Source organism: Chitinophaga sp. (assembly GCF_036566945.1).
Lineage (GTDB): Bacteria > Bacteroidota > Bacteroidia > Chitinophagales > Chitinophagaceae > Chitinophaga.
Genome location: NZ_DATCVJ010000870.1, coordinates 1 through 7,809, shown reverse-complemented (window position 1 = coordinate 7,809; position 7,809 = coordinate 1). Strand labels below are relative to the sequence as shown.

Genomic DNA, 7,809 nt, shown 5'->3' with positions numbered 1-7,809 from the left:
AACGTTTTAGAGGTGAAGATTATAGATTTTCAAATCACGTATAAGAATAATAGCTATCATTTTTCAAATGGTGGTGGTGCAACAGCTATTTTTGAATTTTCGTGTGATGAGGGTAAATGGAAATTAAGTTCTTTTCGAAATAGAGGCATATGAAAATTATTTCCCAAAGCAGAAAACCGCTGGCAATGCCTGCGGTTTTTTTATGAATTAAAGGCTTTTTTAGCTTTAGTATTTTGAATAATATTATCAATAAGGAAATACACTTTTTCTTTAGTATCCTCGTCCAGCTTCTCAATGTCCTGGATACGTTGCAGCGTTTTTTTATCAAAGTGAGCGTTAATCCCTTCGCCCACCAAATAATCAAGTGATACGCCCAGTGCATCAGCAATCCGTTTTGCGAAATCGATAGATGGCGTAGCATCGTAGCTGGCGGCAGTTATGGGCAGTTGCGGTTATACATAGATCACGCCCGGCCTCAGTTACAGCAAACATCTTCACAAATGCTGCTTATAGGCGCAAATAAGGGTGTGATGCTCGTGAAACAGAGTTTATATGTACGCATTAAATTACTGGTTAAAAAGGCAGGTTTAATAAAGAACATCGGCACGCATACGCTGCGGCACAGTATTGCTACGCACTTGCTGGCGTCAGGTATGAACCTTGAACAGATCCAGGAGTTTTTTTGGGGCCATGAGGTATTAGACAGTGCGCAGACTTATACTCACCTTATAAATGACAGGATATGACGTTCACTGATTATTTAAAACAAAAGCAGCACAGTGGTTGTACTATCAGTACTTACAGCAAGTACCTGGATTACTTTACATCGTGGTTGCTGCAGGAACATTTATCAGCCGATGTTATCAGTTATACGGAGTTGCTGGATTTTATCCGGTGGCTGCAATCCATGAATAAAAGTAAAGCGTTGATTAATGCCATACTATGCCCGGTACGGCATTACTTTAATTACCTGGTGTCTGCTGAAAAGCGGGCAGATAACCCCGCTGCGGGCTTGTTTATGAAAGGCATCATCCGGAGGCGAGAACACCAGCAGTAGTACCCTGATCAGCGTTAGTGCTATCGCGCTTCCGTCCGGGGATGGGTGATGTGGGGGACGGCAGAATATAGGCTGAGCGATAAATCTATGATCTGGCATGAGAATATAGAATCAACAGCAGTAACACATCATCTATCCCCGGACGGTGACCGCGTTTTATGACCGATCAGATTTTTTTCTTTCATATGAAAAAATAAAATCCGTTATTTTTAGTGGTAGAAGTTCTTTGAGACCGTTGCTGGAGGAGACGCTATTATTATCCGTTTGGATTGACGATGGCAGGCATCAGCTATAATGCCTTGAAAGGTAGTAGTTATCCGGAAAATAAAAAGAAGTTTACTTCCCAGGAGCTGGAAGACGGACTGGATCTTAACTGGTATCAGTTTAAGTATAGAAGTATGGATCCGCAGATTGGAAGATTTATGCAGATCGATCCTTTAAGCAGCAAATATTCCAGTAATACGCTGTATGCTTGTGCTGAAAATAAGGTCACTATGGGAATAGATCTTGAAGGTCTTGAACTGTTGCCATTTAATAGTGCCTGATTCAAATCTGCAGTTTCCTATCAAACCATTTATGGCACTAATGCCACTACCCAGGAAAGAACAGTTAACATTTCTTATGGTAATGTGCCGTCGGTGTATAAAGATGCATCTGGTATTCCATTGTTTACCGCTTCAAGTGTAGGCGTAACTCCGGAAGGGATGGCAAGTTCCCCATCCGGATCAACATTCCGGCCGAGCAATAATTTACAGTAGGCTCCGCAGCACAGGAAGGCCATGCGTGGATTACTACTTATAGAGATAATGTTCCCCTCTGGGATGCAAATACAAAATTAAAGGAGAATATTTCGAGCTTTAATAAAGCAACTTCGCTTTCAAACGGTATTTTGGTTCCCCTAAACAGAGAGCAGAAATGACCAATTTTATCAATGATGGCTCGCTTCCTTCAATTGATGTGGAAGATATTAAAGGATCACTGCAAAAAGGAATGGATCTTATGAAAACTGGTATGCAAATAATGAATCAGAACGGGATTAAAATTAAGAGCTCTACACAGCAGACGTATGATATTTATAAAACATTGCTCGATTTTTTAAATAACAATAACCAACGTAGCACTAGCCCTTTAAACTGATGAATATGAGATATATAAAACATTTTTTTATTTTGGTGGTGTTTATCTCTGCTTGTCGCAGCGTGACAGAGGAAGAGAGAATGCGTAGAACCACCAATAAGATAATTACCGCAATTGAAAATGATCAGTTTACTGAATTTAGATTTTTTATTGGGCCTGATCTCTTGGTTATAGGGAAAGATGATGAAATGCTGTTTGATGACTTTACAAAGTTTAAAGGACTCCTGGGGACATCGGGAGATTTTGCCATAAATACTACAGATCTCTACAACGACATGGGACAGCGAATAGTAGATATTCCGATAAAAAGTAGCCATACAACATCGGCAGATAGCGTTTATCATCTTAATCTGCTTTTTGGTCCTCCAAGTGTCTATCCGCTAAATAGAATTACTGGTTATAAATTAACGAGAGGGAGTGTAATCCCGGAAGGGTTTCAAAAAAGAATGGAGAAACCAGTGAGGTCAGGAAGGTAATGGTAATGAATAAAGTAAGGCTGATCTCGGAGGCTAGAAACCTCTGGGATCAGCCTTTTTTTGGCGCGATAGCCTATTCTTCGTGTTTAACAAGCGGATAGTGCATATTCAAACTAAGCTTTAGTAACATCGCCTGTCCTTCTTCCGATACATCAGGCATGCTTGCCAGCTGAAAATACCCGTTACGTATCACCATTGCGCGTGTATTCCCCAGCATGGCATATAAGCGGCGGAACTCCACTAACTCCTTCGCCGTTAAATGATATTGCTGCAGCGAAGATACAGGCGCCGCGCCATCCTGCAGGTTAAGCCCGATAAAAGTATAAGTGCTGTCGCCGGCAAATTTTTGCGCCAGTGAACAAACGCCGCGGTAAGCGCGCATGCTGGCGCTATCTGTGGGAGCAAAAGTTTGTATTACCCACATCCGGTCGCCAGGAGCGGACAGATCGAGACGTACACCCTGTTCATCTGTTAATGTTAATGCCGGAATAGGTTGTCCTTGTCGCAGGTTATTCCAGATACTTAACAGCGAATCGTATTTGATCCGTTGCTTCGCGGGTACCATCAATGCCAGGTCTTCCTTTATCTCCTGGATCATTTCCTTATCACTGTTTTCAATAATGCCGGCTGCTATCTGCTGATAGTAAGCCCATCTCACGCGGTCGCTTTGTACATTGTAGAGTACATATTTCAGTCGCATCACAACACCACTGTCGAATGAATTATTGGTGCGGGTAAGACTACGTAGCCGAAAAATGCCCTCCAGGTAAGTGTTGATGGAGTGATCGTTTCCTTGTGTAGCCAGCAGTGCATCGTCAGGATTCAACTGCGGCAATAATTTCGCCGCCGCTATACTGGCGGCGGTACTGTCTTCCGCAGCCTGCGTTGCTATTTTTTGGATGGCCGTTAACTGATCGTGTATGCTTTTACGTGGTGACGTTTGTGCTGCAGCAGATAAACTGCAACAGCCCAACAGCCATACTATGATGCTATATTTCATGAATCTTTTTATTTATTTGGTTTGTGCGAGTGCTTCGTCCAGTAATTGTTCCAGCGTTTTCCCGGTGCGGTCCCAGGTACTGAATACTTTGCCGTCTGCCCCAATGATAACGCCGAAAGGAACGGAGCCGAATCCAAATATTTTGCGGAAACCGTTTTCGTCAAATCCTTTGGGGTCCCGTGCCTGAGGCCATGGCATCTGTTCCTGGCCCAATGCTTTTTTCCAGGCGGCATCTACGGCATCCACGGAGATGCTGAGGATTTCTACCCCTTTTTCATGATAGGCCTGGTATACTTTTTTGAGATGCGGTATTTCCATGCGACAGGGATGACACCAGGAAGCCCAGAAATCAAGCATTAGCACTTTCCCCCGAAAGCGATTGTAGTTTATGGTATCTGCATTCACCCCCAATGCTTTAAAATCAGGCACCACGCGGCCCGGCTGGGATCTGGACATAATATCTTCCCGTTGTACCACCAGTTTTCCATACCAGGAGTTACGGGCATGTGGTCCCATGGCATCGAGGAATGCTTTTACGCGGGTATAGGGATATTTTCCCCAGTAGTTGGCCAGAAAGGCGCCTACTTCTGAATCGGGATGAGTGGCCAGAAACTCCGCAGTACGGTCGGGGTTGGAGGGATTGGTCATATCATGGAGGTAATACTGGTAATCAGTATTCAGGTGGCCTCCTTTTAACTGCCGCCCATTAAGCCCCAGGTAGGCTGTTTGCAGCTGATAGGTCGTATTTTCGAGAAACATATTTGCTTTACTGCCGTTGTTGATGCAGAGAGTGACTGGTTGTGCATGCGTCAGTTTTCCCCTGACTATAAAAGCATGCCCTTTGATGTCGCCTTCTCCCAATACAGTCTTTTGATCTTCTGCGTCCAGCAATTTTATCTTGCCATATTTTACATCTTTTACGTACCCCCTGATCTCAAATCCCTGCGCCAACCCAGGAAGCCGCAGCAGGAGCAATAGCAACAGGCAGCAGGCGCTACTCATTATTTTGGTCATATCTGTTCACGTTTTGTACAGATAAGACAACGGGTACACCATAAAGGGTGAAGGTGTGGAGGAAATACTTTTAAGTTTAGGTCAGCATTGGGTAGATAGGGGCATGGCCGCTGGTCGCTTTTGCCCGATAAGCCGCACGCTTATACCACTAAAGCAGGCAGTCCCTCATAATCGACAGGCGCAATTACGGCAGCATCATCCGGCTTTACTTTTCGCACCGAATTCACCGGCCAGTAATCCAGTTGACCCGCAGGAAGTTCATATTGTAGTATTTCACGTATATCCGTGTCCGTTAGTCCTGGTTTTACCCATTCATTGGCAAGCTGATTAGTGAGCATCAACGGCATTCTTCCGGCATTGTCGCCACCATTATGGATTTGTGCCATCAATGGGTTAGCGCTGCGGGTTAACAGCGTAAAAGTGGGGATACGCCCGGGTTTATCCACATCCCAGGAGTTGGACAGTGCCCATAAGCCGGCAATGAAAAACACGTCCTGTTCTTTTGATTTGATGTAGTAGGCCACCTTATTTTTCCAACCACTGATTTGCCGGTATTCAAAGAATCCGGTGGCAGGTACCAGGCAGCGCTGATGACGGATGGCATTCCACATAGTACCATTTTCCAATACCTTTTCGCTCCGGGCATTCAGGAAAAGCTGTCGTTGTCTTTTTACTTTTTCAATGGTGTCCAGCATTTTAGGTACAGGTCCCCAGGTATACTTCTCCAGCTTTAATCCATTGTTGTTGGTGATCACCGGCCATTGGGGATACGACATCCCGATCTTATGCCAGGTGGGATCAAAGTGAATATCGAGGTCGCCGGCAGCTTGCAGCTGCGGCAAATATTTAAAGATGCTCTCTATGTTGGCAGTAAAAGCGATATCGTAGCACATATTTATTTAGTCGTATTCTATCTCCGATAAAGGTACTTTTATTTCTTCAGCTCCGTACTTCAGTGCAAAATAGAGCTCACCATAATGCAGGAATAATTCAGCATTTACTTCTTCTTTTTTTTCGGGCCTCCATTTTGTTTTAAGAGAAATATATCGTCTCACCGCGGGGTCCATATACAGCGGCGGGTCCCAGGTTTCCTGCTGTAACAGGGAAGCATATACTTTGTAGCCTGGTGGCTGCGACGCTGCCTTATACAGCTTCTCTATTTCTTCCGGACGATGCGCCTGGTAAATGTATTTCCGGTGATCAAAACGGATATGCTGGAAATGCATATTGGCTTCTCCTATATCTTTATAAGGCGTGATCAGGAATACTTCCCGTGTATGCATGTCGGTATGATCTCTTCCCGCTGCATAACTCTGACGGACAAACAGCGTAAAACCATTTTCAAGCAGCGCTTTTACCAGCGCGGCAGATAATAATGCCAAAGGATTGTGCATAACGATTCAATTTCACTATTTACGCATATCTACAATCACGGCGGTTACTACGCCCCATACCTGGAAGTCTGCATCTTCTGCTATTACAATGGGTTTAAAAAAAGCATTTTCCGGATGCAATACCCAGTTGCGGCCGGCTTTTACCAGTCGTTTTACGGTGTACTCCCCATCCAGTGCCGCCACAATAATATCGCCGGTAGAAGGGCGGATGGAGCGGTCCACAATAGCCATACAACCATCGGGGATATTGGCTTCTGTCATGCTATCACCTTTCACCCTGATGATAAAGGAGGTAGCGGGGTTGGGCTGCAGGATCCTGGAAAGATCAATTTCTTCTTCCTGGTAATCGAGAGCGGGGGTGGGGAACCCTGCGGGGATGCTGGTATTAAAGAAGGGCAGGGTTATATTCAACTCACTCATTTTCAATGCTTCCATATAACTATCGTTTTAATAAATACTAATATTATTAGCAAAATAAAGCTAAAATTATTAGTTTAAAAAATCAATTAACAGATCGTTTACAAGTGGTGAAAATGCGCATGGGACTAAGTAACAGCAGATCAGTGAGATGTGGAAATTGGTTGCTAAAACAGGCGCAGTGAGATTTTTTTTGAGAGATGTTTTGTCTGATATTTCATACAAAATCTGGCTTTTTGTATGAGATATCAGACATTTTCAAATCGGGACGCACCGCGTCCCGATTTAATTGAACCGATCCTTAAACAATATTAGTTTACATACGTACCTTGCTTTGCCTTATACCTTATCTCTATGCACCTGTTTAACGACAACGAATTGATAGCTCGTCCCCGTAAACCCTTCGTGGCCGCGTTATTGTCCATTTTTACCCCTGGCCTTGGCCAGATTTATAACGGCCGGCATCTCCATGGCATATTATTGTATGCGGGAACGTGGTTACCATTTATTGTGTTCGGCTACACAAGATGGTGTGCCTCTTTTTATGGCTGGTTATTAATGTATGCTTTGGCTACTGTTGTTTGGTGTTATACTTTAATAAATGCCATGATAACTGCTAAAAAGTTGCAGTCATATGGCCGGAAAGTTTATAACAACTGGTTTTATTACGCGTTTGTGGCGATACTAATGCTGCGGGCTATGGTATATATGGATTTTGAGAATACATTAGGGCTGGTACCTTACGATGCGGTGGATCGCTCCGCAAAACCCACCATTCGCTATGGCGAAACAGCAATGGTAGATAGACAGGCTTTCGTCCATCAGGCTCCCGCCTACGGCGACCTGGTAATGTATCGTTCATCCGGTTTTATTATGCTGGGCCGCATAGCCGCACTACCAAAAGATGCTATTGCTTTCCGGGATAATATTCCTGTCATCAATATGCAACAGGTAAAGACAACTTTTATCAAAGACACCATCATTGATGGACAGGAACAACAATTATGGGTAGAAGTAATGCCGAACGGACGTAAACATCAATTTATTAAATTGAAGCATAGTATGACCCCTGATCTGGCCGACCAAAAAACACAATTTATGCCGGACAGCACTTACTTCCTGTTAAGTGATAACCGCGACCAAAGCATGGATAGCCGCTCTATCCCTCCCGTTCACCGCAATAATATTATTGGCAAAGCAAAATTTATCCCTTTCAGAAAAGCGCCTTTATCAATGAATATTACACTCGAATAATGTTGTATGGTGGAAATATTCTAATCCACTATTTTATTGCAGCACGAACCGCCATTCGTT

At 43.9% G+C, this 7,809-nt stretch carries 10 protein-coding genes and 1 pseudogene; 6 read left to right on the top strand and 5 right to left on the bottom strand.

Features of this window, described 5'->3' with window-relative positions; translation table 11 throughout:
- Window positions 1-446: 446 nt before the first annotated feature.
- The 5 genes and pseudogenes from VIP81_RS26310 (at window position 447) to VIP81_RS26290 (ending at window position 2,670) form a co-directional block, all read left to right on the top strand.
- A complete protein-coding gene (locus VIP81_RS26310) occupies window positions 447-746 on the top strand; it encodes a tyrosine-type recombinase/integrase (protein ID WP_331968272.1) in 300 nt (99 codons plus the stop codon).
- Window positions 743-1,057, top strand: a complete 315-nt coding sequence (locus tag VIP81_RS26305) for a site-specific integrase (protein ID WP_331968269.1) — start codon at window positions 743-745, stop codon at window positions 1,055-1,057. Before VIP81_RS26310 ends, VIP81_RS26305 begins: the two co-directional genes overlap by 4 nt.
- Before the next feature lie 266 nt (window positions 1,058-1,323).
- Window positions 1,324-1,602: pseudogene (locus VIP81_RS26300) on the top strand (RHS repeat-associated core domain-containing protein); the annotation flags it as partial.
- Between the two features lie 370 nt (window positions 1,603-1,972).
- A complete protein-coding gene (locus VIP81_RS26295; RefSeq protein ID WP_331968266.1) occupies window positions 1,973-2,194 on the top strand; it encodes a hypothetical protein in 222 nt (73 codons plus the stop codon).
- 5 nt (window positions 2,195-2,199) lie between these two features.
- Window positions 2,200-2,670, top strand: a complete 471-nt coding sequence (locus VIP81_RS26290) for a hypothetical protein (RefSeq protein ID WP_331968263.1) — start codon at window positions 2,200-2,202, stop codon at window positions 2,668-2,670.
- Between the two features lie 73 nt (window positions 2,671-2,743).
- Here the strand turns inward: VIP81_RS26290 and VIP81_RS26285 are convergent, their stop codons facing one another.
- The 5 genes from VIP81_RS26285 to VIP81_RS26265 form a co-directional block, all read right to left on the bottom strand.
- Complete coding sequence (locus VIP81_RS26285) at window positions 2,744-3,670, bottom strand: hypothetical protein (RefSeq protein ID WP_331968260.1); 927 nt, start codon at window positions 3,668-3,670, stop codon at window positions 2,744-2,746.
- A gap of 12 nt (window positions 3,671-3,682) precedes the next feature.
- On the bottom strand, window positions 3,683-4,684 hold the full coding sequence (locus VIP81_RS26280; RefSeq protein ID WP_331968257.1) for a TlpA disulfide reductase family protein: 1,002 nt from the start codon (window positions 4,682-4,684) through the stop codon (window positions 3,683-3,685).
- Window positions 4,685-4,824: 140 nt separating this feature from the next.
- Window positions 4,825-5,577 carry an SOS response-associated peptidase gene (locus tag VIP81_RS26275; RefSeq protein WP_331968254.1) on the bottom strand — a complete coding sequence of 251 codons (753 nt, stop codon included), beginning with the start codon at window positions 5,575-5,577 and terminating at the stop codon, window positions 4,825-4,827.
- 6 nt (window positions 5,578-5,583) lie between these two features.
- Window positions 5,584-6,078, bottom strand: coding sequence for a hypothetical protein (locus tag VIP81_RS26270; RefSeq protein ID WP_331968251.1), 495 nt, complete (start codon window positions 6,076-6,078; stop codon window positions 5,584-5,586).
- A gap of 15 nt (window positions 6,079-6,093) precedes the next feature.
- Window positions 6,094-6,513: a translesion error-prone DNA polymerase V autoproteolytic subunit gene (locus VIP81_RS26265; protein ID WP_331968248.1), complete on the bottom strand. Its 420-nt coding sequence runs from the start codon at window positions 6,511-6,513 to the stop codon at window positions 6,094-6,096.
- 336 nt (window positions 6,514-6,849) lie between these two features.
- On the opposite strand from VIP81_RS26265, the gene lepB reads away from it, so the two are divergent.
- Window positions 6,850-7,749: a signal peptidase I gene (lepB, locus tag VIP81_RS26260; RefSeq protein WP_331968245.1), complete on the top strand. Its 900-nt coding sequence runs from the start codon at window positions 6,850-6,852 to the stop codon at window positions 7,747-7,749.
- Window positions 7,750-7,809 lie beyond the last annotated feature (60 nt).